This is a genomic window from Neobacillus drentensis (assembly GCF_036965245.1).
Taxonomy (GTDB): domain Bacteria; phylum Bacillota; class Bacilli; order Bacillales; family Cytobacillaceae; genus Neobacillus; species Neobacillus drentensis_G.
Map to the genome: position 1 here is coordinate 42,338 of NZ_JBALPG010000051.1, position 22,370 is coordinate 64,707.

The following is a 22,370-nucleotide window of genomic DNA, read 5'->3' on the forward strand; positions in this document are numbered from 1 at the left end:
GGGTCTTTGATGAAGAAGTCAGCTTGTTTAATTGTTATAATTTATTTCCTCCTTAATGGACAAGGGGTTCAGGCAGCATCTGATATTAGCTATAAAATTGAAATGCTGAACTGGAAAGAGGTAAATCATTTATTACCTAAATATACAAAATTTGCGGTTTTGGATGTGGAGACAGGAAAACGCTTTAAAGTTCAAAGACGTGCAGGAAGTCATCATGCTGATGTTCAGCCGTTAACTCCAAAAGACACGAAAGTGATGAAAAAAATATACAGCGGAAAGTGGAGCTGGAAACGCCGAGCCATAATTGTTATTCATAAAGACCTTTGGATTGCAGCATCGATGCACGGTATGCCCCATGGAGCAGGAGCACTAAAGAATAATTTTCCAGGTCATTTTTGTATACATTTCTATGGGAGCACGACCCATCGCACTAATTCAATGGATCTCTCCCATATGCTCATGGTTATGAAGGCATCTGGTAAATTAGATGATTATCTAGGCAAAGCGAATCCATATGAAGTGATTAACGCTTATGTAGCGGGCCTAAAGCAGCAGGATCCAGTAATTACTTCCCAAATCTCGTTACAAAATATTAAATGGAAGCCTATTTTAGGGAAGGTTGAAAATATTAAAATATCGCGATTAGAGCTTTTGCCTCCTGAGGATTTAACTGAAGAAATTAGTTTGGAAGTTCCTGCTGTGGTTGATTGGTACATTAAAGACAAGGGCAGCCACACATTTAAAGGAAATATTCATATGGTAAGATTTTCACCTGTGGATGCTTGGAAAGTGGACTCGCTGAATTTTTTAAAAGAAAATAATCTTCAATAAGAAAAAAACACCTTTATATGAGGACCCCCCATGAATAAAGGTGTTTTTTTTTTGTAATTTAAATCTGTTCCCCGAACTTGATAAAGGTCAATTCATCCTCAATTAAGCCGCAGGCACCGCATTGTACCCGATAATCCGGCCCATTGTAAGGAAGGTGAAAGGGTTCTAACTCATTTTCACCATATTCCCTGACAACTACTCCTGATTGTGGGTCAAGCTTCACAGACTGTGTAACTTGTTGAATGATATTAAACCGGCTGCGATTTGTTTTGCAATTTGGACATTTATATGGAGTAGACATACGTTTCTCCTTTCGTAGTATTGCTAAAATCTATTTTTTGCAATAATGTTAGTAAATATGTAACAATGCATGTGTGAGTGTAAAGGGGAGGATCTGTTTGGCGAGGATAAATATGAATTATGATCATTTATTAGAGGAATACCGTTCGATTTGGAACAACCGAATATTAGCAGCAGACAATAAAACAAGTGAAGAGACGTTAACCGAGGCGATAAAACGGGAACTTTTAGATGAAAACTCTCATCCAAGAATAAGAAAAAACAAGTTTGAAAAATATTATTCGGCAGTAAAAAGGGTTATAGATTCACCAATCGCTATTGATACTAAGGTACAATTAATAAAAATGCATATTGAAATCATGGAAGAAATAAGTTAGGGGAGAATGATCGTGAAGAAGCTTTTATCTATTTTATTAACAGTTCTATTTCTTAGCCTTGTCGTTTCCTGTGGGCAGCAGCAAAAAGAAAAGGCAGGACAACTACCTGAAATGGTAAATGTAGACTTGTCAATTAAACCTGCGACTGGAGAATTAAATAAGCCAATTACCTTTGAAGCAAAGGTCACACAGGGAAATGAAGAAGTAAATGATGCTGATAGTGTGATCTTCGAGATTTGGCGCGCAAATGACGAAAAACAAGAAAAGGTAGAAATTAAACATGCGGAAAAAGGGGTTTACCGACTCGAAAAGACTTTCCAGCAGGAAGGAACGTATTATATCATTTCTCATGTAACGGCAAGAGATATGCATAATATGCCGAAAAAGGAATTTATCGTCGGGACACCAAGTGAATCTGAAGATCCGAAAGCAAAAGACTCGATGGATGGAATGAATATGGATGACCATGATCAATCAACTGAAGGTCAGTAAAAGCCCTTAATAAAAGACAGCCTCGGCTGTCTTTTTTTACGACTCTTTTTTTGCTCTAAAATTAACTTTTGCTTCGTTACTAATTTTTTCTTTGACTTTCTCATTAATTAATTCAGATATATCGCCTTCATAGGTTGAGCCAATATTTAATTTTCCTGATAATTCTTTTATCCCTAATTGACCAAAATTATTGGCGTAATCCAAACGTTCAATTACGATTTTATCTACCTGTAGATGCTCAATTTGAATAGTGGGAGAGCTTTCTATTTCCTTTGGGGGAATGTTTAATGCGGCCTTTGTGCCCGCTTTCACTTCACTGATATTGGCTTCTAAATCTGAAACCTTCTTCTCCAAATCTGATATTTTCTTCGTTAAGGTTTTACTCGAAGCGAACAAGCGAAAGAAAAATCGCATAAAAACCCTCTATTCAGAATTGGTTTGTTCAAAGGAAATGGGGATATTTTCTATATCATCTTGATCAAATGGCATGACAATGTATAAAACACCTTGACGAATTTCTGTTTTGACTTTATTAATCAGAATAGGATAGGGAAGCGTTATTTCCTTTTTAAAATGGCGATTAGCACGTTCTTTTAGATAATATTTACGATTCTGATTTAATGCTTTAAATTCCCCAATAATGGTTAAAAGCTGTTGTTGGATTGAAATATGAAGATCTTCTTTTGCCACTCCGGGAATCTCTGCTTCGATCACAAGTTCTTTATTTGATTCGTATAGATCACATTTTGGAATAAATTCTGCAACAGTTGAAAAATGAGATAAGGAGGGTGCTTTCTGATTCTGGTTATCGAATATATTATTCCAAAAATTTTCTGATTGGAATTGTTGGGCGGCATCCATCCATTTTTTTAATTTATCGATCTCCAAAACTTCACTCCTTCCTAATGACCCTTTAATTCATCTTATTAATTATTAAAAAAAACATGCAAAAAGTGACGATTAAAATATTTCCGTCACATCGATTTGTGAGTATTGCATATCAATATTTTTCGGGATTTTTACTTCCAGGATGCCATCCTTATAGTTTGCTGTAGCGCCTTTCTTTTTAACAATAGCAGGAAGGGTGATAGTGTTTGTATCCTCATTCTGTGGAATGTGCTCAACGATTAGCTGATTTGAAGTATGATAAAGGCGAAGTTGTTTGATCCAGTCTTCATTTTGAATTGGAATTCTAACAAAAACATAATCATGTGTCTCAAAGGATGTGGATTTTAATACACCTGTGGCAGAGTGCTGCTTTGAGACTGATGTTTGAAAGCCATTGAAAGTATCTTGAGGATTCATCATATCTCGCATGTTTGGCATCATTTTTCCTATTAGATCCTGGACATAATTGTTTATCTCCTCTGGTTTCATTTTTTGTATTGATTCTTTCATATCCTTTGTAAAAGGGAACATATTCCAAGGAAACATTTTATTCAACCTCTCTATATCTAATATTGGTTCGAAATTGGCAGGGAAGGGTTAGCAATTTGATCTTGATCACTAATATCAGGATCAACGAAGCCATTCAAAGAACACGAGCTCGCAGGGGATAAATCACCTAATGCAATATTTATTCCTACCAATTTATGGTTTGCTGTATGGCTGTTTTGGACGGCAGGTCCTAAAGAAATATTTGCATTATTACTAATGGAATTTGTTTTAATGTTAAAAACATTTATCTGAAAAGGCATTTTTCTTCAGTCCTTTATCTCGAATTACTAAAGGCGTTCGACGGATTTGCGATATCTCCCATATCATTGACGTCTGGATCAATAAATACGTTTTCCATTGCGGCAGTAGGTGGTGCTAAATCACCGTAGGATGCATTTTGACCTTGAGATTTTGAGTTGGCCGTATGAGCATTATGAAGGGATTCCCCGATGTTGACAGACCCGTTGTTAGATACGCTGTTAATTTTCAGGCTGAAAATATTGATTACAGTCTGCATCCTGTCACATCCTTTAATTATTTACCTCATACTATGCAATTGAATGCCCATCCGTTATTAATTCTTATCAATACTGTAAAATGACTAAGAATCTAATGGTTGGGAATAAATTATTTGCATATCTAAACGAATCTTTTTAACATATAGTAAAGGGAGAAATAAAAAAGTGAGAGGTAATAAATTGTGAATAGGAAAACGGCTTTGATTACAGGTGGAGCTACAGGTATTGGCAAAAAAACCGCAATACAGCTTGCAGAAAATGGGTATCAGCTTGTGATCAACTATCGAAATAGTGAATCAGAAGCGGTTTTCTTAGCAAAGCATTTGAATGATTGTTTTGGAACGAAAAATATCACCGTTCAAGGGGATGTGGCGCACGAGGAAGATTGTACCCGAATTGTAAAAGAGACCTTTAAGACCTATTCGAGTGTGGATGTTTTAGTTCATAATGCCGGACCTTACATACATGAAAGAAAAAAGTTAACTGACTACTCATTTGAAGAATGGAATTATTTAATCCAAGGGAATTTATCGGCAGTATTTTATTTGTCAAAGCTAATCATTCCTGAGATGCGAAAACAAAATTGGGGCAGAATTATTACACTGGGATATGACAGGGTCGAAACTGCTCCTGGATGGATCAATCGTTCTGCCTTTGCAGCAGCAAAGACTGGACTCGCTTCACTAACCCGAACTATTGCAATGGAAGAAGCACAACATGGGATAACGGCTAATATGGTCTGTCCTGGCGATATAACTAATGAGTGGAAGGAAAAAAATATTGATGCGTCTATCGCGGCAAGCCACGGAAATCATTCATTTGGGAGGCAGGGGACAGGGGAGGACATTGCCCGAGTGATCGCCTTTCTTACAGACGAGAAATCAGACTTTATTACAGGAAGTATTATTCCGATAACAGGCGGAGCAGATGTACTTGGGAAAGCATTGAAAATTTAGTTTATAAAGTGGCATGAAGGCCATCGACCTTTCATAGATTGTAGGGACAAGCAATTTTGAAGGGGGATAAATAAATGGCTTATCAAGGGTCTAAAGGATGGTACGTAAAACAATTAAAAAATATCGGGATTACCAAACATCCCATTGAACACAAAAAATTAGAGCTCTATAAAACATTTATAGTTAGAAAATTATACATGGAAAAAGTGGTAAACAAGTAATGGTTTCATAATTTTTCTAGCAAGTTGATTTTCAGGAATGAAATCCGTTCCTTTTGTGGATAATAGAAAGTAATCATCTATGAAAGGAGCAAAGAAAATGAGTTTTAACATGAACAGAATCAATCCAAATCAAACCCAAGTTTTTTTTCATGATGGCCGCTTTGAAACGTTAACAACCGAGGAATTAGAAGATTTTTTGCTCCAAATGGGTCTTAGTGATGTAAATGAAACCATTGAACAAAATGTATTGGAATAACAGGAATTATTATTAAAATAATAAAAAAAAGCAATCGCCTTGGTGATTGCTTTTTTAGGCTTCCAATAATTTAGAAGAATCTATTTGAAGTGAGCCATTTCGTAACAGATGGAAAGTGTATAGGTCTTTTGGAATCTCGTATAAATCATAAACTTCACCATTTGCGTTTAATTGCTGATAGATAGAAATTCTCGTTTCATTTGCTTTAACAACATATGGAAGCTTTTCAGCAGCTTTGATTGAGCGGATATTAACTTTACGAATCCGCATAAATACTGTTTCTATCCCAGCTTCGTAAAATAGCTCCTGAAAAAAGGCATCTTTAGCAGGGCTGTTATACCCTTTACCATGATAGGGTTTTCCAAGCCACGTTCCTAAAAATCCTGCATTATCTTCAATATCAAACAAATTAATCGTACCGATTGGGGTACCCCATTCATCGAGAATCGTCCGTGAAATTAATTCACCGCGCTCTTCTGCTTCAATGGTTTGTTTTGTTATAAATAAGAATTCATCATAAGAATCAGTTTTATGACGTACAAAAGGGAAGACAGCAGGATGCGTCATTAATTCGTACAATGTGTGGCTGTCATGAAGATCACGTTTCTTTAGCATGAATTACCCTCCATTAGGGCATACCGATCCCATGTCAAAAGAAGCGGCCCACCCTCGAAATTTTTTAGCCGATAGGAAAGTAAAACTTACCTATCAGGCATAAGTGCAATTACGCCTCTGTCTTCGCCCTCTGAGGCTCGACAGTCGACGAGTTTGCTTTATAAAGTTGCTAAAAAATTTCGGGGTGGGAATCGAACCCACTAGAACCAGAAAAAACTGGTGGCGCACCATTTGCCTTCCCTATATCATTTTTTTGTTAACGGATTATGTTTATAAACCCCCAAAATTTTCAGGTCTAAAATAGTTTTACTTAGAGTATGATACAAGAAAAAATGAAAAAAATAAATAGTTTTTTTGTTGGATTTTCAATTATTTTTTTTGCCAAATTTCAACAAAATTCTACGCTTCGTTGTAGACGATTTCGCCGCCAATCATAGTCCATTTAGGCTTTGCTAAGTAATGGAATGGATGGTGGCTCCAGAGCACTAAATCAGCATCTTTTCCTTCTTCGATACTTCCAACCTTTTGGTCTATTTTTAAATTTCTAGCCGGTAGGATGGTAATTCCTTCAAGAGCTTTTTGCTCCGGTAATCCTTCACGAACAGCTAAACTTGCACAAATATTTAAATATTGAATGGGTATATATGGATGATCTGTCGTAATCGACACTTCGACACCATGATTTGTCAGTTCCTCATACGTTTTCCATGTCTTATTTTTTAATTCGACTTTGGATCTTCTGGTCAATGTTGGGCCAACGGAAACTTTTAAATCAATACCAGCTAACTCACTGGCAATTAAATGTCCTTCGGTGCAGTGCTCAATCCGTAAATCCAGATTAAACTCTTCTGCGAACCTTAGTGCGGTTATTATATCATCTGCACGGTGTGCATGAATTCTTACCGGAATTTCTCTTTTTAGTGCCATCACAATCGGGGCAATTCTAAGTTCTTCAGGGTTATCAGCATGAATGGCCTGGTAAAAGGCTTCCCTGAGCATTCCCATAATCCCCATCCTTGTAATTGAATCACTATTACCATTGCTGTGGATTCTTTTTGGATTTTCCCCTAAGGCTATTTTTAATCCGGCAATTTCTTGGACAATCATTTTTTTTATATTTTTTCCAGTAGTTTTGATAACAGAAGTGGTTCCCCCAATCACATTAGCACTTCCTGGCATAATGTGAACGGTTGTTATACCGCTTTTTATTGTGTCAGTGAAGGCCGGATCCAATGGATAAACCCCGTCGATGGCTCGAATGTGGGGTGTGAGTGCTTCTGCAGTTTCATTGGCATCATTCCCTGCCCAACCAGTGCCTTCATCATATAGACCTAAATGGGTATGAACATCAATAAAGCCAGGAAATAGATATAATCCCCAGCAATCGATGATTTTAACGGTTAAATCGGTCGTGAGATTCCTTCCTATTTTTTTTATTTTTCCATTTTCAATAAGAACATCGGCATTTTTTATCGGATTGAAAGTAACGGGATAAATAAAAGCATTTTTTAAAAGTATTTTTGTCATGATAAAGCCTTTCTATTTGATGTTAATTATATTTTATCTATTTTAACAACATATGTGTTAAAGGAAAAGGTGGAAATCTGATTCCTTTTCTAATTTCTTTGCGGAATTTTAGGTAATTTATGAAACTTTTTAGGGGACAATACATAAATAGTAAGGTAAGGAAAGAATTTTTTCCAATGGGGGAAATGAAAATGATAAAAAGTGAAGAAAGGTTAATGGCGGCTGGTATATATGTGTTAAGCTTGTTTTTTCCAATAATAGCTCCACTAATTATTTGGTTATTAAAGAAGGATGAGTCATCTTTTATTGATTATCATGGGAAAGAATATTTTAATTTCTTTATTTCTTATTTCGTGTATTCAATCGTCGCGGGGATTTTAACCCTTGTAATAGTTGGAATTTTCCTATTGTGGGCAATTGGGATTGCAGCACTTATTTTTAGTATTATCGCAGCCGTTAGAGCGTACGAGGGTAAAGAATATCAATTCCCATGGATTTTTAGGCTAATTAAATAAAATATATCTTTTTGGAACCCGGCAAAAATATTTGTCGGGTTTTTGAACGTTTTTTCAGTTTAAACGTCATATGATTGAATAACAATACAAAGGGGGAAACAGCATGGATACTTTAGTAAGATTTTTACCAATTATCGCGCCAATTCTTATTATCCAGCTAATATTATTAATTGTTTCAATCATTGATCTCGTCAAAATAGAAAGAACGAATGGTCCTAAGTGGTTATGGGCACTGATTATTCTATTCATTAATATTATTGGGCCAATCCTTTATTTTGTCATTGGAAGGAGAAGTAACTGATGTCCCTTATTCAAATAAAAGGTTTAAAAAAGAGTTTTCAAGGGACGGAAGTAATTAAAGGACTTGATTTTACATTAGAAAAAGGAAGATGTATTGCTTTATTAGGTCCGAATGGTTCGGGTAAAACGACCACCCTTAGGATGCTCTCTGGACTAATGAATCCGACGAGTGGAAGGATAATCTTTACAGAAGCTAAAAAAGGTGAGGATATCCGGGAATTAATCGGTTACCTTCCACAATTTCCTGTGTTTTACGAATGGATGTCGGGTCTTGAATTTTTAACATATGTTGGAAGATTAGCGGGATTACCTACTAAGGAAGCAAAAGAACGATCACTAGAACTGCTGCAGCTTGTTGGAATTTTAGAGGCAAAAAATAGGAAGGTTGGTAAATATTCCGGTGGGATGAAACAAAGGTTAGGAATTGCCCAAGCCCTTATACATAGCCCTCAGCTATTAATGCTCGATGAGCCCGTTTCTGCCTTGGATCCAATTGGCAGAAGGGAAGTTTTAGATCTTCTTGAAGGGTTAAAGAAAGAAACAACCATTCTATTCTCAACACATATCTTAAATGATGCTGAGGAAGTATGTGACGAAATTCTGTTTCTACATAACGGGGAAATTGTTGAATCAGGGACAATGACTGATCTCCGTGAACGGCACCAGCAAGCCAAAATTGATTTGTACTTTAGAGGAAAAACCGATGACTATATTTCATTCTTCTCATCCCATGTGTTAACACATTCTTTAAGGAATGAAGGAAATCGGATTAGTATTTTTGTTAAGGATATAGCCAAGGCAAGACAGTCATTCTTAATGTGGATTTCCGAACAAAACTTGCCGCTTGAGAAATTTGAAATTTGCAGTATGACCCTTGAAGATGTGTTTATGAAGGTGGTGGGGAAATGAGCCAATGGATGACATTGCTGCAAAAAGAGATAGTAGAAATGTGGAGAAATTTTAAATGGATTTGGGTTCCGATTACCTTTATATTAATTGGTGTTCAGCAGCCAATTACAACGTATTACATGCCGCAAATACTCGATTTAGCTGGAGGATTGCCTGAAGGAGCGGTTATCAATATCCCAACACCAACAGCTGGAGAAGTGTTGATTCAAGGCCTTGGCCAATATACTACTTTAGGTGTTTTAATTATTGTCTTATCAACCATGGGCATAATAGCTTCAGAAAGAAAAAGCGGTGTGGCCGCGATGATTTTAGTGAAACCTGTATCCTATCGTTCCTTTGTAACCGCCAAATGGGCAGGGGCTCTGTTGTTAATGTGGTTTTCCTTCTTGATCGGCTATCTTGCGACTTGGTATTACACAGGTGTTTTATTTGATTGGATTCCGGTTGAGAACTTTTTCCAGTCGTTCTTTTTTTATGGTTTATGGCTTACCGTAATTTTAACGATTACCTTGTTTTTAAGTGCGTCACTTTTATCACCGGGAGTAGCTGGCTTTATTTCACTAGCGGTTGTTATGGTTGTTAGTCTAGTAAGCGGTATACTTTCCAATCTGCTTGAATGGAGCCCGTCACAGTTAACTAGCTATGCAAGTGAAATACTTTTAGATAAGGGTATTCCTGATGATACTCTGCCGGCTAGTTTAATAGCAGCGGGCTGCATAGTAATATTACTATCTTTAAGTGTGATAATTTTTAAGAAAAAAGAGCTAGCGTCATAGAAAAGCATGCTCCCTTTGAGGGAAGTCCACTAGTTGCTATGTGCTAATGCTAGACAGTTATCAAAGTTCAACGAATGAAATACTGATCCTCAAAAAGTCTTTTCGTTTTGCAAATTTTGGATGGTATTTTATAATGATTATTATGAAATTTTGCAAAGGTTTAGATAGAAGGGACGAGGCAGTGTGATAGATCAAGTCGGTTTAGTATTGGAAGGCGGCGGAATGCGCGGTGTTTATACTGCAGGAATCCTTGAATATTTTTTAGAACGAGACTTATATTTCCCCTATGTAATTGGTGTTTCTGCAGGTGCTTGTAACGCTGCATCCTATTTGTCGAAGCAAAAAGGTAGAAATAAAACTGTCACCATTGAATATGCATCTGACCCAAGATATATATCCTGGAAAAACTATTTTAAAAATCGGCAGTTTTTTGGAATGGACTTTATTTTTGATGAAATTCCCAATAAGTATGTTCCATACCATTATGACGTGTTTTATAATAATCCTTCAGAATTTGTCGTCGGGACGACAGATTGTCTAACTGGAGAGCCCGTTTATTTAAAAAAACAAGATTATGAAAAGGATCTTCTAACCATTCTACGAGCATCTAGCTCATTGCCGTTTATTGCTCCGGAAATCCTTTTTAAAGACAAGATTTTACTTGATGGAGGTATAAGTGATCCAATTCCAATCAAAAAAGCGCAAAAAGATGGTTTTAAGAAAAATATCGTTATTTTAACTAGGAATAAAGGATATTTGAAAAAATCTTCAAAATTTCATTTTCTTGTTAACCGGAAATATCCGGAATATAAAGGTTTGCAGCATTCATTAAGGAAACGATACCAAATTTATAATGACACGGTTGCATACTTGGAAGACGAAGAAAAAGCCGGAAATGCTCTTATTATTCGACCGACACAGCCATTAAAGGTTGGAAGAATGGAAAGAAACCCAAAAAGGTTGGAAGACCTGTACAATCAAGGCTATAAGGATGCAAAAAATTCAATGTCGTCCATCTTAAACTATATCAACACTTAAGAGAAGAGCTTAATTTGCATCTTCTCTTTTCTTTTGAACTAATAAAACTTCTATTATCATTTTTTTGATTACTAGTAAATAAACTGATAGTAGAGGAATTGATAAGGAGTTTTATGGATGAAAATAAATGAATATTACCGGGATACAGCTAATATAAACTTGAATGGTAGTATTGCAGCATTAGTTCCGACAATCATGATTATTGTGATAAATTTTTCTATTGTTAAGCATAGGGAAATCATGTTATATACCATTCCATTTCTAATGTATAGCTTGGTTAGTTTTCAAATCTACCTTTATAGATTGAGACAATCGATAGCGATTAGCAAAAATATCGCTAAATCAGAGAGGATCAATCAGTCTTTATTTGAAGCACGGCATCTTTTGGTGATGTATATGAATACTCAATCTTCACGGTTGCATCTTTATTTTTCGGACGGTCATTTGGCAGGTATTATAAAAAAATTCCGTGAAAAGAGCTGGAAACCATTAATGCTTTCAAAAACATATGCTCTTTACAATTTTGATAATGAAGTACTTGGATTCTTTAAAGTAAAAGGTAGAAAATCGATTATGATTGAGGTATACAATCGTAATAACCATCTTTTGGGCAGACTTGAAAAAAAGAATCTAGGCTTGCGGAAATCGCAAAAGGAATTGTTCGATGGTTTCGGAAGGTACGTTGGTGCTATAGAAGGATCCTCAGTCTTTATGGATGAGAAAGTATTGGATCAATGTCATCAGCATGTAGGACGGCTTCGCAGGGGATGGATGCCGTTGGAGTGGAATCAACTGTTTCCAGAACCAAATACGCCTGTACTATCCTTTAGAGAGATTTTATCTGAAGAGGACAAGCTCCTCCGAATGTCATTTCTCATTAACGAATATTTTATCGAAAGATAGCGATCTGTATAGTTTCCCTCAATACTAATGTTTGATATGATGATAAGTAAAACGATATTGTGGGGGTTTTACTGTGCAAATCGACTTAATTAAAGGTCATGGTTCAGGAAATGATTTTCTGATCATTGATGAATTAAAGAATGATTATTCTTTTTCTGATAGCGATCGAGCAGATCTTGCCCGGTTGTTATGTAATCGGTATTCTGATTTAGGTGCGGACGGGATTCTTTTTGTAATGAAGAGCGATCATGCCGATGGAAGAATGCGTGTATTTAATGCTGACGGGTCAGAGGCTTCAATGTGTGGAAATGGACTCCGCCTTGTGGCGAGATATGTTTGTGAACATCATGGATTAAATAAAGCTGTAATTGAAACAATGAAAGCAAATCTCCAAATTAGTAAGCAGCAAGACATCTTCCAAGATGTCCATACTTATCAAGTGGAAATTTCCCCAGTACTGTTTGAATTAAAGGCGTTACCATTAAATTTAAATAAACCAACACTATTCAATGAAAGAATTGTAAAACTGTCAGAAGAATTAAGGTTTACCGCGCTAGCGGTGCCAAATCCGCATTTAATTGCGATGGTAGAAACCGATCAGCTTCAAATCGATCTTCAACAACGACTTAGTGAAAAAGTAAATAGACCTAATGAGTTATTCCCGGACGGTGTAAATGTAAGCTTTGTAAAACCACTAAAGGCTGGTTCTATCTATGTTAGAACCTATGAACGTGGTGTTGGTTTTACAAATGCATGTGGTACAGCTATGTCAGCTTCTTCACTTGTTACTTGTTTAACAGGACTCAATGAATTTGAAAAGGTTATTGATGTTTATAATAATGGCGGAAGAGTTCAATGTGTTGTACATAAATGTGAGGGGACATACTCAATTGATCTAATTGGAAATGCTACCTACCTATACAAAGCTTCTATCATGGTAAACCTTGATGAGTTTTCATTTAGACTAGAATCTAGAAACGATTTTTCCGAACAGCAAATATATGAACGGCTTCAGTCAGAGTCACAGCAAATAATTGAAAATGCGATAAAAGGATAAGGCGTGCCTTATCCTTTTTTACCTTTTTTTAAAATTTCTAGGACAGGTCCAAACGGTTGGACTTGTTTTGTTTGAAAATAATTCCTAAATGGATCTCCCTGCCCGCGAATTCGTTTGAGGGCATTTTCCATATTAAACGAAACGAGCTCCAATTTTTCATCCACCTCATCCCAATAAAGCGGCGTTGCAACACCAGCGTATTCATTTCCCCGCATTGAGTAAGGGGCAACAATCGTTTTTCCTTCACTGTGTTGTACGTAATCAACGTATAACCTGTTCCCGCGATTTTTTTTCATTCGTTCAATCGTATAAGATTCAGGATCCTTGGATATTAAATATTCCGCAATAAAGCTTGTAAAAATTCTTGTATCATCATAAGAGTAACTATTTTCCGGTAGAGGTAAATAAATTTGCAAGCCTTTATTGCCGGAAGTTTTTATGAACCCGATTAAATTTAATTGGTCAAGAACTTCTTTTATTAAAAGTGCAGCGTTAATCGCCAATGGGAATGCATCCCTTGAGGGAGGGTCTAAGTCAAAAACAATCTCGCTTGGTCCTTTGCTGTTAATGGTTTGAAAGGGAACATGAAATTCAATCGCCAGTTGATTTCCCAGCCAAACAAGCGTTTTCAAATTATTGCAAATAATATAATCAATCCCGTCAGCTAGATGTGTCTGAACAAATTCTGGTGCATAATCGGGACAGTTTTTTTGATAAAATGCTTCGCCAAACATTCCATGTGGATAACGAATGACGGTTAACAAACGATTCGTTAAAAAAGGGAGCATATACGGTGAAGTTTCTCGTAAGTACAGTATATAATCCGCTTTCTGTATGGAAAACTTTTTCCATAACGGTTTGTCAGGATGGGTAATTTCCAAATCTGTGGGCAGGTTTTTCTGTGCAAATATAAAGCGGTCATATGTACATTCTGCTGGCTCCAAATCAAAACGGAAGCGGTCAAAATGGGGCTCACGCAGCTGGTTATCATATAGCTCCAAATATTTCACTTCGAGGCAGATTGCAGGATTGACATAAATAAATTGGGCATCCTCACTCACCATATTTTGTTTAATCGTTTGCTTTAGTGCATTCTTTTCTTCAGGTTTAAAGCCGAATAGAACCTGACCAATAGAAAAAATACCCTTTTCTTTATAAACCCCAACGTAAAAATAGCCATTCGTTTTCTCAAAGGAAATGATAAAGCAACTGACATATTTCCAATTTTTATACTTTAGCCATTGTAATGACCGTTTACCTTCCTCCCAAAGACTATTTTTCGATTTAGCAATAATGCCTTCACCATCATATAAAACCACTTTTTCCCATATGTTAGTAAAATCCTCCTGTGCTGTTACATATTGAACCAACTGGTTATCATAAGGGTCAGGGGAAAAATTAAATCCAATGGTTTGAAATAATTTGTACAGTTCGGTTTTTCGTTTATGAAATACGAGAGAATGGAGCGGTTTCCCTTTTAACATCAATAAATCAAAAACCATCAAACGGCATGGGGAGCGGGTTGCCTGCTCAATAATTTTTTTTTCAGACTTTAACCGGCCTCTCACCTGGATGGAGGAGAAATTAGCTTTGTATATGTTTTCAAGGGATACAAGCTCTCCATCTAGTTGTAACGGCAAAAAGGGTTTGAATTGTTTTTCATGTTTTAATAAAAAATCCTTTATCTCAGGAAACTGTGGAAAAAGCTCTTTTCCATTTCTGCTTGTTAACGTAATTCCTCTGGAATTCCACTCCAATATGGCCCTAAATCCATCATATTTAACCTCGTATAGCCAGTTGGGCCGGACCGGCAAATCAAAGGTTAAACTTGGCAGCATTGGCTTCATTATTTATATTCCTTCCTTTTTTCTTTATTTTGCTTCATGGAAGACGAGTTCATCCTTTTCCATTTGTTTTGAGGAATGTACTTGAATGTGGAGACACAAAATAAAAACAAAAAGAATGGAGAAATTCCTATGCATACGATGTGGAAAGGAAGTATTAGTTTCGGACTTGTTAACATCCCTATCAAGCTCCACACTGCTACAGAAGACAAAGATATTAAACTTCGGACCTTACATAACAAGTGTAATGCGCCAATTAAGTATGAAAAAATTTGTTCTGTTTGTGAAGAAGAGGTAAAACCAGAAGATATCGTGAAGGCGTACGAATATACAAAGGGAAAATTTGTTGTCCTTGATCATGAAGATTTAGAAAAGCTGCGAAAGGAAAATGAAGAAAAGGCTGTAGAGATCATTGATTTTGTAAAAATAGAGGAAATCGATCCGATTTACTTTGATCGAAGTTATTATATGTCTCCTAATGAAGGAGGCGGGAAAGCTTATTCGCTGTTACGCAGGGCGTTACAGGAATCACAGAAGGTTGGCCTAGCCAAAATTATCATCCGTTCAAAGGAACAAATGGCTGTCATCCGTGTGTATGAAAATACATTGGTAATGGAAACCATTCATTATCCTGACGAGGTTCGTAAAGCTGGAGATGTCCCAAATATCCCTTCCGAGGACAAGATAACAAAAAAAGAATTAGATACGGCAATCTTGCTTATCGATCAATTAACCTCAGTTTTCGAGCCTGAAAAATATACGGATGAATACCGGACCGCACTCCTTGAACTCGTCGAATCGAAACGTAGCGGAAAAGAAATAGTAACAGCCGAGACGAAGGAGATTGCATCTAATGTCACTGATTTAATGGCTGCCTTGCAGGCATCGATTGATCGTACCAAACCAAAAAAAGCAGCACCAAGAAAAAAGGGAGCTCCAAAAATAAAAAAGGAAGCATAAAAAAGCTCATTACCGATTCGAATTGCACTTGAATCGGTTTTTCCTTGTCGTCCCTGTTCTTTCATTTATGTTTTAATCATAATTTAAACAAGGACATTATAATAATAATGGAGGATAGGAAATGGCTTATAATGTACTCATGATAGCGGACCCAGGTATCGATGATTCGTTTGCAATTATGTTTGCATTACTTAATCCGAAAATAAATTTAGTTGGTATTGTAAGTGGCTATGGAAATACGCCAAAAGAGCAATCGATTAAAAATACAGCTTATTTGTTATATTTAGGGAATAGACAGGATATTCCAATTATTGCGGGTACTGCAGGCCCCCTATCAGGCGAACCCATCCTGTATTATCCAGAAATTCATGGTAAGGAAGGTTTAGGTCCACTTAAGCCGCCGGATATATTAAAAAATGTAAATGTTTATGATATAAACAAAATTATAGAAATTGTTAAACAATATAAAGGGAATTTGGTGATAGTTTCTGTTGGGAGATTAACAGAGTTAGCATTGATGTTTATCCTATATGGGAATAATGCCTTAAAGGATGTAACAGCTTTTTTTATCATGGGAGGGGCATTTTTGGTGCCTGGGAATATTACAGCCGAAGCGGAGGCGAACTTCTATGTAGACCCTATTGCAGCAAATACCGTAATGGAAAAAGCACATAATATTTATTTATATCCGTTAAATATAACGAATAAAGCCATCATTACACCTGAAATCATAAACTATCTTGATGAAAACAGCTCAACCCCATTTAAACCGTTATTAAAACCAGCTTTCGATTATTATTATAAGGCTTATCAAAAAAATGTACCGGGAATTAAAGGTGCACCACTTCATGATGTTGTTCCGCTAATGGCCTTAACCAATCCTGAACTAGTTAAATATGTACCCCGACGTGTTAGGGTAGAGGAATTTGGAAATTCCAAAGGAAAAAGTATTGCTGATTTCCGTCCAAAACCCGATAAAGAACGACCAGAAAGTATTGATTATATTGGCATGGAAGCGGATATACAAAAATTCATCGTTAATTTTATGGAAATCTTTCTGCAAGGCGAATGTCACAAAGTATGACATATAATGCGAAATATTCTCAGTATTTCCTATGTATTAAAATTGAATTGACTAAATTAGAAAATTACGATAATATAAAGTTAGGCTTTATTGTTCGTTATATTTATTAGATTAAGTAGTCGTTAAATAAAAGGTGATGCGTAGATGAAGGCATCACCTTTTTCTATATAATGATTACCAGATTAGGAGAATCAGAACTTATAAATAAAGTGTTCAAAAACAGTCATATCTAATTAAAGGGAGTGATGGTTTTGGCGTTTGGAAGAAAAAATGATGAAGAAATCAAATTAGAAGAGACTAAAATTTGGGTCTGTAATTCAGAGAATTGTAAGTGCTGGGTTCGTGATAATTTTAAAAGCAATGATGTGCCCCATTGTCCCATTTGCAAAAGTGAAATGAGTCAAACAACAAAAGAACTTCAGGTTATTCATAATCATAGTAAAAACTTTATGTAATGAAACATGTCAGCAGGGAGAATCCAAACTCCCTGCTTTTTCATTATTCTTCTCGATGTTGCCGGCAATAAGTAAGAACTAGTTCCTCCTCGTCCTCTTCGAGGGCAAAGTCAAGGACCTTCTCGCTTCCCCGTTCATAAAAATAATAACTGGAAATTTTGTTACCGCCATTATCACTGACGAAAATCACTTTTAAGCCAACACCTTTATCAGAATAAAGTTCATCCTCTACGTCAACATCAAGTTCTAGAAAAAATTCATAGCGGTCACCTGATAATAAACCAAATGGGTCTTCTAGTTTTTCAACTTCGTGGCCAGTAATATTCAAGTGGATCATCCTTTGCTGTTTATTAGGCTAATCAGAATTTATTACCATAAATTCTGAACGCATAAGCGGAACTGCGCCTTTGGCTTCACCCTAACGGGCTCGCTAATCTGCGAGTTTTCTTTAACCTTCTTATTATACACATTTTCTCTAAAAGAGAGAAAAAATCATTTGCTTCATACTCATCCTAAGGATTTTGAATTTAATGTGAATAATTGAACAAACTGATTTCATCTTTGGCAGATTGAGGTATGATAAAAATAGAAAAATATACCCTTGCAGAAAGGAAAGTCAGTAGAAAAACCACATAAACATGTGAAAAAAATCACAAATAAGGGGTGAGAAGAAATAACTACAACAACTGAATCTTTACATAATCAATTACAGCAGTTTTTTTTATCAAGGAAAAAATTTTATCAGCTGCTGCATCTATTATTTTTGCCACCAAATAATAAGGTCTTGGCAGAAATTCGGAATAGTGCTAATTTCCATGGTTTAGAAGAGGTTCATGAGGGGGGGAAGATCCTTCAGCACTTTTTTGGACACTTATCAAATGAACAAATCAATAAGGAAAAAGAAGAATATCAACGTCTGTTCATAGGACCGGGACCATTAGCTGCACCACCGTGGGAATCTTATTATAGGAGTAAGGAGAAGCTGCTTTTTGAGGAGTGGACGTATCAAATCAGAGAGCAATATCATCAATTCGGTCTTCAATTTATAAAAGAAAATAAAGAACCAGATGACCACTTATTACTTGAATTGGAATTTATGATCTTTCTTGCGGATAAAAGCATGCAAGAAGTAAGGCCTGAAAGAATTTTAGAATTAATCGTAAGCCAAGTTAACTTTCTTGAAAAACATTTAACCATTTGGATTCCGTTTTTTTGCGAAAAAGTAATTGAGAATACCAATAGTAAATTATATTTGGGGGCAGCGATGCTGCTCGAAGACTTTTTAAGCTTTGATTTAACATCTTTATTGGAGTTAGGGGAGGCACTAACTGATGTCTGAAAAGAACCATTTAAAGAACTTATTAACTAATAAAATGCAGCGGCGAACCTTTTTAAAATGGTCCGGAGCGATTGGGATTCCTGTTATAGCTGGAGGAATTGGCACTAAGATGCTTGTTGACAGTAAAGAAGAACCAACGGTATTGAATGCAAAAGAAAAGGAAAAAATCATTTCAACCTGCAGCATTAATAATTGTGGGGGACGCTGTGTAATCAAAGCACATGTGAAAGATGGCGTCGTTGTCAGGGTCAGTACAGATACAAAGGAAAGTGGTGACTTATCTACACCGCCACTAAGAGCGTGTGTCAGAGGCAGAAACTATCGAAGTATGCTCTATCACCCTGACCGCCTTAAATACCCGATGAAACGAGTAGGAAAACGAGGCGAAGGAAAATTTAAACGAATCTCATGGGAGGAGGCAATCGAAACTATTGCATCTGAAGTAAAACGAATTGGGGATCAATACGGTCCAGAGTCAAGATATGTTAACTATGCTTCAGGACAAAGCTGGGGGTTACATGGGGGTAAAAATGCAGCAAGGAAACTATTATCACTTACAGGAGGCTTTTTAAATTATAGAAATGATTACAGTTCCGGGGCAGGAAATGTAGCTACTCCCTATACGTACGGTACGAATAATTCCGGAAGCAGCTTTGATACTCTCTTACACTCAAAATATATTATTTTGTGGGGGCAAAATCCGTCAGAAATGATTTTTTCGACTCCATACCGCGAATATTTAATGCAGGCTAAGAAAAATGGTGCAAAAATCATTGTAATTGACCCTCGTTATACGGATACTGTAATTACTTTTGCAGACGAGTGGATTCCTATCTTGCCGACAACGGATAACGCTTTGATGGATGCTATGGGGTATGTGATCATCACGGAGAAATTACATGATCAAGCATTTCTTGATAAATACTGTATTGGATTTGACGGTGACCATATGCCTGATGGGGTTCCAAAGGAAGAGTCGTTAAAAAGTTATTTGCTTGGTGAAAAGGATGGGGTAGCAAAAACTCCAGAATGGGCAGAAAAAATTTGTCATATTCCAGCTGATAAAATACGTGAAATAGCCCGTGAGTATGCCAAAACGAAACCTGCAGCACTTATCCAAGGCTGGTCTGCACAACGACAGGCATATGGGGAGCAATTCATGCGCGGTGGTGCACAGCTTGCATGTTTGACAGGAAATGTTGGGAAGATTGGCGGCTGGGCAGCAGGAACAGGTTATTGGAGCCGTTCAGATATAGTTTATCCATTTTCATATGAAAATCCGGTCAAGGCCTCGATCCCTTGTTTTCTCTGGACTAAGGCGGTGGAGAAAGGGACAGAAATGACAGCAGCAGATGGTTTAGAAGGAACGGAAAAATTATCAGCAAATATTAAATTAATTTTTAATATGGCTGGGAACATGCTGATAAATCAGCATTCTGATATCAATAAAACGGTAAAGCTGCTTGAGGATGAAAGCAAAGTAGAATTTATTGTTGTAAGCGATCTCTTTATGACACCGAGTGCCAAATTTGCGGATATTTTATTACCTGGTACAACGTTCTTTGAACGATATGATGTCGGTGTCCCATGGTGTTTTGGAGATTATGTTGTATTTGGAGATAAAACAATTGACCCACTTTATGAATGCCGTGATGAATATGATGTGTTTGCTGATGTGGCTGAGAAATTAGGATTAAAGGAAAAATTCACTGAGGGAAAGACAACTCTTGACTTGGTTAAGGAAAGTGTAGAAAGGACGAAAAAAGAGCTCGATCCAAGCTTCCCATCCTATGATGAATTTCGCAGGAAGGGGGTACATCATTTTATATATGATGCACCACTAGTCGGTTTTAAGGAGCAAATTGATGATCTTGAAAATCACCCGTTTGAAACTCCAACCGGACAAATCGAATTGTTTTCAAAGACCTTATGGGATATGAATAACCGCGATGAAATTCCTGCGATAGCGAAATATATTCCTGCATGGGAAGGACCGGAAGACCCATTAAAAGAAAAGTTCCCATTACAGTTAATCAGTTGGCATTATAAGCGGAGATGTCACTCAACCTATGATAATCAGCCATGGCTTGAAGAAGCAGCAAAACAAGAAATGTGGATGAATCCAAAGGATGCAGAAAAACGTGGTATTAACAATGGCGACCGTGTCCAGGTCAATAATGAGCGCGGTTCTCTCTATATCGATGTAAAAGTAACACCGCGTATTATTCCTGGAGTTGTAGGGATTCCTCAAGGTGCTTGGTACACACCTGATAAAGAAGGGCTAGATCAACGGGGATCAGTAAATGTTCTAACATCACAGCGGCCAACACCACTTGCCAAGGCAAATCCGCAATTAACAAACCTTGTTGAAGTAAAAAAGTTTGAGGAGTGAGGAAGTTGGCCCAGTTAGGATTTTATATTAATCAAAGTCTTTGTATCGGTTGTAAAGCCTGTACCGTTTCTTGTAAGGATAAAAATAATCTTGACGTAGGTATAAATTTCCGCAGGGTGTACACCTATGAGGATGGCACCTACGTTCAACAGCCATCAGGCGGCATTGTCCATAACCTTAAAGCTTTTTACTTTTCCATTGCTTGTAATCATTGTACACAGCCGAAATGTACATCTAGCTGCCCGGTAGGGGCGATAAGTAAAAATAAAGAAAATGGTGTTGTTACGATTGATCAAGAGGTTTGTCAAGGTGCACAATTATGCGTCAAGGCGTGTCCTTATGGAGCTCCTCAATATAATAAAAAGGTATTTAAATCTGATAAATGTGATTTTTGTATCGATCTTCAAGCAAAGGGCGAGAAACCTGTGTGTGTTTCAACATGTCCAATGAGAGCAATTGAATTCGGCCCAATAAAAGAGCTACGGAAAAAGTATGGAAATGTAAGCCAAATTAAAGGGATGCCAAGCGATTCGATTACACATCCTAACATTGTGATAACACCACATAAGGATGCAAAATTGTCCGGTAGTTAAAAAATTGTAGGTGGTAATATGTCTATGTTTGTCAACTGGCTTGAAAGCTTGCAAGTCGATTTGAATATTACGAACAGATGTTCAAGAAAGAGGAATCTACGTTCAACCTGCAGTATTTGTTTTGATGGATGTAATTATAAAGCTTTAACCATTAATCAACAAAAGATTGAGATAATTTTAGAAAGATGCACTTCCTGCGGGGATTGCATGATATCCTGCCCCCTGTCTGCCATTGAAGGAATGACTTCTTCAAGGGAATTTGAGAAGGGGTGTCTGATTTATGATGAGGGTTACACACCTTCTGTAAAAGAACTGCTAATTTATAAAAAAAGAGGATTACACTCGATAAAAATTGCTGGGAACTCTCTTAATCAAAAGTGGGAAATCGTTCTTAATCAAGCTAATCGTAAATTAAAGATCATAGGTCATAATCCAATTAAAGTTATACAAAAAGTTAATGAGAAGACATTTTCTAGAAGAGATTTTTTTACCTCCATCCAAAAAGGAGGAAAACAATTAGCAATAAGTATGGCACCTGCTTCATGGATTAAAGATGAAAATGAGTGGAAACTAGTAAACTATTATCCGGAATATCAATTTTATACAGTGGAGATTGATCAAAACAAATGTACACTTTGCCAGGCTTGTTCTTCATTTTGCTTGGAAAAAGTATTT

30 protein-coding genes are annotated in these 22,370 nt (G+C 36.7%); 20 read left to right on the plus strand and 10 right to left on the minus strand.

Translation table 11 applies throughout. From position 1 onward, the window contains the following. Nucleotides 1–9: 9 nt before the first annotated feature. Nucleotides 10–831 carry a hypothetical protein gene (locus V7150_RS13035; protein WP_335518677.1) on the plus strand — a complete coding sequence of 274 codons (822 nt, stop codon included), beginning with the start codon at nt 10–12 and terminating at the stop codon, nt 829–831. Nucleotides 832–889: 58 nt separating this feature from the next. On the opposite strand, the gene V7150_RS13040 is transcribed toward V7150_RS13035, so the two are convergent. After that, a complete protein-coding gene (locus V7150_RS13040) occupies nt 890–1,132 on the minus strand; it encodes a DNA alkylation repair protein (protein ID WP_335518680.1) in 243 nt (80 codons plus the stop codon). Between the two features lie 97 nt (nt 1,133–1,229). Here V7150_RS13040 and V7150_RS13045 point away from each other — a divergent pair, with 97 nt between their 5' ends. Both V7150_RS13045 and V7150_RS13050 read left to right on the plus strand, forming a co-directional pair. Further along, nucleotides 1,230–1,508, plus strand: a complete 279-nt coding sequence (locus V7150_RS13045; protein ID WP_335518683.1) for a hypothetical protein — start codon at nt 1,230–1,232, stop codon at nt 1,506–1,508. A gap of 6 nt (nt 1,509–1,514) precedes the next feature. Beyond that, nucleotides 1,515–2,000, plus strand: a complete 486-nt coding sequence (locus V7150_RS13050) for a FixH family protein (RefSeq protein WP_335518686.1) — start codon at nt 1,515–1,517, stop codon at nt 1,998–2,000. Between the two features lie 36 nt (nt 2,001–2,036). Here the strand turns inward: V7150_RS13050 and V7150_RS13055 are convergent, their stop codons facing one another. From V7150_RS13055 to V7150_RS13075, 5 genes are all read right to left on the minus strand, one after another. Then, nucleotides 2,037–2,354: a hypothetical protein gene (locus V7150_RS13055; RefSeq protein ID WP_335518689.1), complete on the minus strand. Its 318-nt coding sequence runs from the start codon at nt 2,352–2,354 to the stop codon at nt 2,037–2,039. Nucleotides 2,355–2,423: 69 nt separating this feature from the next. After that, nucleotides 2,424–2,888, minus strand: coding sequence for an Hsp20/alpha crystallin family protein (locus V7150_RS13060; protein WP_335518691.1), 465 nt, complete (start codon nt 2,886–2,888; stop codon nt 2,424–2,426). Between the two features lie 72 nt (nt 2,889–2,960). Next, on the minus strand, nt 2,961–3,398 hold the full coding sequence (locus tag V7150_RS13065; protein WP_335518694.1) for an Hsp20/alpha crystallin family protein: 438 nt from the start codon (nt 3,396–3,398) through the stop codon (nt 2,961–2,963). 56 nt (nt 3,399–3,454) lie between these two features. Continuing rightward, nucleotides 3,455–3,697 (minus strand): spore germination protein, encoded by a 243-nt coding sequence (locus V7150_RS13070; RefSeq protein ID WP_283919035.1) that lies wholly within the window; start codon nt 3,695–3,697, stop codon nt 3,455–3,457. A 14-nt stretch (nt 3,698–3,711) separates the two neighbouring features. Continuing rightward, nucleotides 3,712–3,954, minus strand: coding sequence for a spore germination protein (locus V7150_RS13075; protein WP_335518700.1), 243 nt, complete (start codon nt 3,952–3,954; stop codon nt 3,712–3,714). A 183-nt stretch (nt 3,955–4,137) separates the two neighbouring features. Between V7150_RS13075 and V7150_RS13080 the strand changes: the two genes are divergently transcribed. The 3 genes from V7150_RS13080 (at nt 4,138) to V7150_RS13090 (ending at nt 5,388) form a co-directional block, all read left to right on the plus strand. Beyond that, entirely contained in the window at nt 4,138–4,911 is a 774-nt protein-coding gene (locus V7150_RS13080; protein ID WP_335518703.1) for an SDR family oxidoreductase, read from the plus strand. 74 nt (nt 4,912–4,985) lie between these two features. Beyond that, entirely contained in the window at nt 4,986–5,132 is a 147-nt protein-coding gene (locus tag V7150_RS13085) for a DUF2639 domain-containing protein (RefSeq protein WP_283919032.1), read from the plus strand. Nucleotides 5,133–5,229: 97 nt separating this feature from the next. Next, nucleotides 5,230–5,388, plus strand: coding sequence for a hypothetical protein (locus V7150_RS13090; protein WP_335518707.1), 159 nt, complete (start codon nt 5,230–5,232; stop codon nt 5,386–5,388). A 54-nt stretch (nt 5,389–5,442) separates the two neighbouring features. On the opposite strand, the gene V7150_RS13095 is transcribed toward V7150_RS13090, so the two are convergent. Together V7150_RS13095 and V7150_RS13100 are read right to left on the minus strand one after the other, a co-directional pair. Beyond that, nucleotides 5,443–6,003: a GNAT family N-acetyltransferase gene (locus tag V7150_RS13095; protein WP_335518709.1), complete on the minus strand. Its 561-nt coding sequence runs from the start codon at nt 6,001–6,003 to the stop codon at nt 5,443–5,445. Nucleotides 6,004–6,402: 399 nt separating this feature from the next. After that, the gene (locus V7150_RS13100; RefSeq protein ID WP_335518712.1) at nt 6,403–7,530 is read right to left on the minus strand and encodes an amidohydrolase; all 1,128 of its coding nucleotides are present in this window, start codon (nt 7,528–7,530) and stop codon (nt 6,403–6,405) included. 191 nt (nt 7,531–7,721) lie between these two features. On the opposite strand from V7150_RS13100, the gene V7150_RS13105 reads away from it, so the two are divergent. From V7150_RS13105 to dapF, 7 genes are all read left to right on the plus strand, one after another. Beyond that, the gene (locus V7150_RS13105; protein ID WP_335518714.1) at nt 7,722–8,045 is read left to right on the plus strand and encodes a DUF4870 domain-containing protein; all 324 of its coding nucleotides are present in this window, start codon (nt 7,722–7,724) and stop codon (nt 8,043–8,045) included. Between the two features lie 103 nt (nt 8,046–8,148). Beyond that, nucleotides 8,149–8,346 carry a PLD nuclease N-terminal domain-containing protein gene (locus V7150_RS13110; protein WP_335518717.1) on the plus strand — a complete coding sequence of 66 codons (198 nt, stop codon included), beginning with the start codon at nt 8,149–8,151 and terminating at the stop codon, nt 8,344–8,346. Continuing rightward, entirely contained in the window at nt 8,346–9,254 is a 909-nt protein-coding gene (locus V7150_RS13115) for an ABC transporter ATP-binding protein (RefSeq protein ID WP_335518721.1), read from the plus strand. The genes V7150_RS13110 and V7150_RS13115 overlap by 1 nt, the downstream gene beginning before the upstream one ends. Then, nucleotides 9,251–10,030, plus strand: coding sequence for an ABC transporter permease (locus tag V7150_RS13120; RefSeq protein ID WP_335518724.1), 780 nt, complete (start codon nt 9,251–9,253; stop codon nt 10,028–10,030). The genes V7150_RS13115 and V7150_RS13120 overlap by 4 nt, the downstream gene beginning before the upstream one ends. A 183-nt stretch (nt 10,031–10,213) precedes the next feature. Further along, a complete protein-coding gene (locus V7150_RS13125) occupies nt 10,214–11,068 on the plus strand; it encodes a patatin-like phospholipase family protein (RefSeq protein WP_335518727.1) in 855 nt (284 codons plus the stop codon). A gap of 117 nt (nt 11,069–11,185) precedes the next feature. Continuing rightward, nucleotides 11,186–11,971 (plus strand): hypothetical protein, encoded by a 786-nt coding sequence (locus V7150_RS13130; protein ID WP_335518730.1) that lies wholly within the window; start codon nt 11,186–11,188, stop codon nt 11,969–11,971. A 73-nt stretch (nt 11,972–12,044) separates the two neighbouring features. After that, the gene (dapF, locus tag V7150_RS13135) at nt 12,045–13,028 is read left to right on the plus strand and encodes a diaminopimelate epimerase (protein ID WP_335518733.1); all 984 of its coding nucleotides are present in this window, start codon (nt 12,045–12,047) and stop codon (nt 13,026–13,028) included. A gap of 8 nt (nt 13,029–13,036) precedes the next feature. Here the strand turns inward: dapF and V7150_RS13140 are convergent, their stop codons facing one another. Next, nucleotides 13,037–14,875 (minus strand): DNA ligase D, encoded by a 1,839-nt coding sequence (locus tag V7150_RS13140; RefSeq protein ID WP_335518736.1) that lies wholly within the window; start codon nt 14,873–14,875, stop codon nt 13,037–13,039. Between the two features lie 129 nt (nt 14,876–15,004). Between V7150_RS13140 and V7150_RS13145 the strand changes: the two genes are divergently transcribed. The 3 genes from V7150_RS13145 to V7150_RS13155 all read left to right on the plus strand — a co-directional run bounded on the left by V7150_RS13145 (nt 15,005) and on the right by V7150_RS13155 (nt 17,371). Then, nucleotides 15,005–15,832, plus strand: a complete 828-nt coding sequence (locus tag V7150_RS13145; RefSeq protein WP_335518739.1) for a Ku protein — start codon at nt 15,005–15,007, stop codon at nt 15,830–15,832. Nucleotides 15,833–15,953: 121 nt separating this feature from the next. Then, nucleotides 15,954–16,916, plus strand: a complete 963-nt coding sequence (locus V7150_RS13150) for a nucleoside hydrolase (RefSeq protein ID WP_335518742.1) — start codon at nt 15,954–15,956, stop codon at nt 16,914–16,916. Between the two features lie 245 nt (nt 16,917–17,161). Beyond that, entirely contained in the window at nt 17,162–17,371 is a 210-nt protein-coding gene (locus tag V7150_RS13155; RefSeq protein ID WP_335518745.1) for a cold-shock protein, read from the plus strand. A gap of 43 nt (nt 17,372–17,414) precedes the next feature. Here the strand turns inward: V7150_RS13155 and V7150_RS13160 are convergent, their stop codons facing one another. Further along, a complete protein-coding gene (locus tag V7150_RS13160) occupies nt 17,415–17,708 on the minus strand; it encodes a DUF6509 family protein (RefSeq protein ID WP_335518748.1) in 294 nt (97 codons plus the stop codon). 426 nt (nt 17,709–18,134) lie between these two features. Between V7150_RS13160 and V7150_RS13165 the strand changes: the two genes are divergently transcribed. From V7150_RS13165 to V7150_RS13180, 4 genes are all read left to right on the plus strand, one after another. After that, a complete protein-coding gene (locus V7150_RS13165) occupies nt 18,135–18,710 on the plus strand; it encodes a TorD/DmsD family molecular chaperone (protein ID WP_335518750.1) in 576 nt (191 codons plus the stop codon). After that, complete coding sequence (locus V7150_RS13170; protein ID WP_335518752.1) at nt 18,703–21,102, plus strand: DMSO/selenate family reductase complex A subunit; 2,400 nt, start codon at nt 18,703–18,705, stop codon at nt 21,100–21,102. The genes V7150_RS13165 and V7150_RS13170 overlap by 8 nt, the downstream gene beginning before the upstream one ends. Nucleotides 21,103–21,107: 5 nt before the next feature. Beyond that, the gene (locus tag V7150_RS13175; RefSeq protein WP_335518755.1) at nt 21,108–21,695 is read left to right on the plus strand and encodes a DMSO/selenate family reductase complex B subunit; all 588 of its coding nucleotides are present in this window, start codon (nt 21,108–21,110) and stop codon (nt 21,693–21,695) included. Nucleotides 21,696–21,755: 60 nt separating this feature from the next. Then, the coding region (locus V7150_RS13180) for a 4Fe-4S binding protein (RefSeq protein WP_335518757.1) at nt 21,756–22,370 on the plus strand (615 nt) is incomplete at its 3' end.

What these genes read in the sequence shown, in the direction of transcription:
- V7150_RS13150 (WP_335518742.1), top strand. Translation starts at nt 15,954, where the DNA reads ATGGCTTATAATGTACTCATGATAGCGGACCCAGGTATCGATGATTCG.
- V7150_RS13090 (WP_335518707.1), top strand. Translation starts at nt 5,230, where the DNA reads ATGAGTTTTAACATGAACAGAATCAATCCAAATCAAACCCAAGTTTTT.
- V7150_RS13065 (WP_335518694.1), bottom strand. Translation starts at nt 3,398, where the DNA reads ATGAAAGAATCAATACAAAAAATGAAACCAGAGGAGATAAACAATTAT.
- V7150_RS13070 (WP_283919035.1), bottom strand. Translation starts at nt 3,697, where the DNA reads ATGCCTTTTCAGATAAATGTTTTTAACATTAAAACAAATTCCATTAGT.
- V7150_RS13040 (WP_335518680.1), bottom strand. Translation starts at nt 1,132, where the DNA reads ATGTCTACTCCATATAAATGTCCAAATTGCAAAACAAATCGCAGCCGG.
- V7150_RS13110 (WP_335518717.1), top strand. Translation starts at nt 8,149, where the DNA reads ATGGATACTTTAGTAAGATTTTTACCAATTATCGCGCCAATTCTTATT.
- V7150_RS13155 (WP_335518745.1), top strand. Translation starts at nt 17,162, where the DNA reads ATGGTTTTGGCGTTTGGAAGAAAAAATGATGAAGAAATCAAATTAGAA.
- V7150_RS13050 (WP_335518686.1), top strand. Translation starts at nt 1,515, where the DNA reads ATGATCGTGAAGAAGCTTTTATCTATTTTATTAACAGTTCTATTTCTT.
- V7150_RS13130 (WP_335518730.1), top strand. Translation starts at nt 11,186, where the DNA reads ATGAAAATAAATGAATATTACCGGGATACAGCTAATATAAACTTGAAT.
- V7150_RS13120 (WP_335518724.1), top strand. Translation starts at nt 9,251, where the DNA reads ATGAGCCAATGGATGACATTGCTGCAAAAAGAGATAGTAGAAATGTGG.
- V7150_RS13115 (WP_335518721.1), top strand. Translation starts at nt 8,346, where the DNA reads ATGTCCCTTATTCAAATAAAAGGTTTAAAAAAGAGTTTTCAAGGGACG.
- V7150_RS13085 (WP_283919032.1), top strand. Translation starts at nt 4,986, where the DNA reads ATGGCTTATCAAGGGTCTAAAGGATGGTACGTAAAACAATTAAAAAAT.
- V7150_RS13100 (WP_335518712.1), bottom strand. Translation starts at nt 7,530, where the DNA reads ATGACAAAAATACTTTTAAAAAATGCTTTTATTTATCCCGTTACTTTC.
- V7150_RS13075 (WP_335518700.1), bottom strand. Translation starts at nt 3,954, where the DNA reads ATGCAGACTGTAATCAATATTTTCAGCCTGAAAATTAACAGCGTATCT.
- V7150_RS13140 (WP_335518736.1), bottom strand. Translation starts at nt 14,875, where the DNA reads ATGAAGCCAATGCTGCCAAGTTTAACCTTTGATTTGCCGGTCCGGCCC.
- V7150_RS13170 (WP_335518752.1), top strand. Translation starts at nt 18,703, where the DNA reads ATGTCTGAAAAGAACCATTTAAAGAACTTATTAACTAATAAAATGCAG.
- V7150_RS13035 (WP_335518677.1), top strand. Translation starts at nt 10, where the DNA reads ATGAAGAAGTCAGCTTGTTTAATTGTTATAATTTATTTCCTCCTTAAT.
- V7150_RS13105 (WP_335518714.1), top strand. Translation starts at nt 7,722, where the DNA reads ATGATAAAAAGTGAAGAAAGGTTAATGGCGGCTGGTATATATGTGTTA.
- V7150_RS13095 (WP_335518709.1), bottom strand. Translation starts at nt 6,003, where the DNA reads ATGCTAAAGAAACGTGATCTTCATGACAGCCACACATTGTACGAATTA.
- V7150_RS13145 (WP_335518739.1), top strand. Translation starts at nt 15,005, where the DNA reads ATGCATACGATGTGGAAAGGAAGTATTAGTTTCGGACTTGTTAACATC.
- V7150_RS13160 (WP_335518748.1), bottom strand. Translation starts at nt 17,708, where the DNA reads ATGATCCACTTGAATATTACTGGCCACGAAGTTGAAAAACTAGAAGAC.